Source organism: Dickeya sp. ws52 (assembly GCF_007210685.1).
In the GTDB taxonomy this organism is placed as follows: domain Bacteria; phylum Pseudomonadota; class Gammaproteobacteria; order Enterobacterales; family Enterobacteriaceae; genus Dickeya; species Dickeya chrysanthemi.
Genome location: NZ_SZVX01000073.1, coordinates 1 through 235, shown reverse-complemented (window position 1 = coordinate 235; position 235 = coordinate 1). Strand labels below are relative to the sequence as shown.

1 pseudogene is annotated in these 235 nt (G+C 71.5%); it reads left to right on the top strand.

Annotation, left to right across the window (positions count from 1 at the left end):
• Positions 1-235: pseudogene (locus FDP13_RS21575) on the top strand (hypothetical protein); the annotation flags it as partial.

Genomic DNA, 235 nt, shown 5'->3' with positions numbered 1-235 from the left:
ATCGCGTCGACGGAAGGGGCGATAAACGCGACGAAGGCGGCGAGCGCGCGGCTGGCGGCGGCCCCGGCGGAAGCGCGACAGGCGAAGGCGGCGCGGAGCTGGCGAAGGCCACGCCGGACAAGGGGGTAACGGCGGAGGCGGTGACGCAGGCGCTGTACCAGGAGTACTACAACGCGTCGCTGAACGACTCGGTGTATCGGACGGGCGGGCCGGTACGTCAGGGTATCCAGGCGGC